The 1338-nt window shown below is 71.6% G+C and carries 1 protein-coding gene; it reads right to left on the bottom strand.

Annotation, left to right across the window (positions count from 1 at the left end; genetic code table 11):
• Positions 1-18: 18 nt before the first annotated feature.
• Positions 19-1071 carry an IS110 family RNA-guided transposase gene (locus tag JQN70_RS19715; RefSeq protein ID WP_204133101.1) on the bottom strand — a complete coding sequence of 351 codons (1053 nt, stop codon included), beginning with the start codon at positions 1069-1071 and terminating at the stop codon, positions 19-21.
• Positions 1072-1338: the final 267 nt, after the last annotated feature.

Here is a 1338-nt window from a genome sequence, read left to right as displayed (position 1 = left end):
CGACGCTCCTATGGTTCGTCAAGCCCGCGTGGGGCCGTGTTCGAGGAGTCGGTACAGGTCGCGGGCGATGTAGCGCTTGAGGCAGCGGCGGATCTCGCGGGGGGTTCTTCCCTGGGTGGTGCGGCGTTCGGTGTAGGTCCGGGTGGGGGCGTGGTAGCGCTGCCGGGAGAGCACGATGACGTGCAGGGCCATGTTGAGCTGGCGGTCGCCGTGTCGGTTGAGGCGGTAGCGGGTGGTGACCTGTCCGCTGTTCGCGGGGATGGGTGCGGCGCCGGCGAGCATGGCGAACGCGGCTTCGGAGCGGACCCGGCCGGGGTGGGACCAGGCGCACAGGACGGTGGCGGCCACGATCGGGCCGATGCCGGGCTGGGCCAGCAGGTCCGGGCGCCAGGAGCGGACCAGGGTGAGGATCTGCTTCTCGAGGTCGCGGGCCTCGAGCGCGAGGACCTGTGCGCGGCGGGCCAGGGTCCGCAGGACGGTCGCGGTGGTGGCGGTCTCGGTGTCCCAGCCAGGGTGGACCCGCAGGCGGGCGGCGACCCGGACCATCTCGGGCAGCTTCTTTCCGCGCAGTTTCGCGCGGAGCGGGTCGGGGGCGGCGATGACCAGGGAGAACAGCTGACGCTGCGCGATGGTCGCAGCGTCCACCGCGGAGGAGCGGGCGGCCAGCAGCACCGACAGCGCCTGCCGGTCCCCGCCGGCCCTCGGGGTGCCCAGGACAGGGCGGGCCAGGGCTTCGCGGGCGGCGCGCGCCGCGTCCAACGGGTCCGACTTAGCCCCGTGCCGTCGACGAGCGCGTTCGGGACGGTCCAGCTCGTGCACCACCTCCTGGCTGCCGGTGAGGTGGCGGGCCAGGCCGGCGCCGTGACCACCGGTGCCCTCGATGGCCCACACCCGCAACGCGGAGTGCGCATCGGCGAGATCGACCAGGTCCTGGTACCCCTCGAGCGTGGTCGGCACGGTCAGCTGGTCGAGCACCGCGCCGGTGTGGGCATCGACCACGGCGGCGGTGTGGGTCTCGACATGGGTGTCGACACCGATGACGACGTCGACGATCTCGGACAGACTGTTCATTGCGTTCCTCCTGGCTTCGGAGCGGACGAAGGGTCCGGTCCGGGAGGAGTCACGGCAGGACTGTGACGGGACACAGCGGATGCGCATACATCCGCTGGTCAAGCTCCTGATCAGGCCAGTCACACTCCGACCGGGCCGGGGCCGACCACCCCGAGCGGACAAGTCGCGGCCAAGGCACGAAGCCAGTCAGTCGGAGGGTCACACCCGAGGCGGTCGACCACAGCCCAGCACCATCAGGCTGCGCTGTCGATCCTCACAGTCAGTCGG

It is taken from the genome of Phycicoccus sonneratiae (genome assembly GCF_016887965.1).
In the GTDB taxonomy this organism is placed as follows: Bacteria; Actinomycetota; Actinomycetes; order Actinomycetales; family Dermatophilaceae; genus Phycicoccus; species Phycicoccus sonneratiae.
This window is presented reverse-complemented; position numbering and strand designations above follow the sequence as displayed.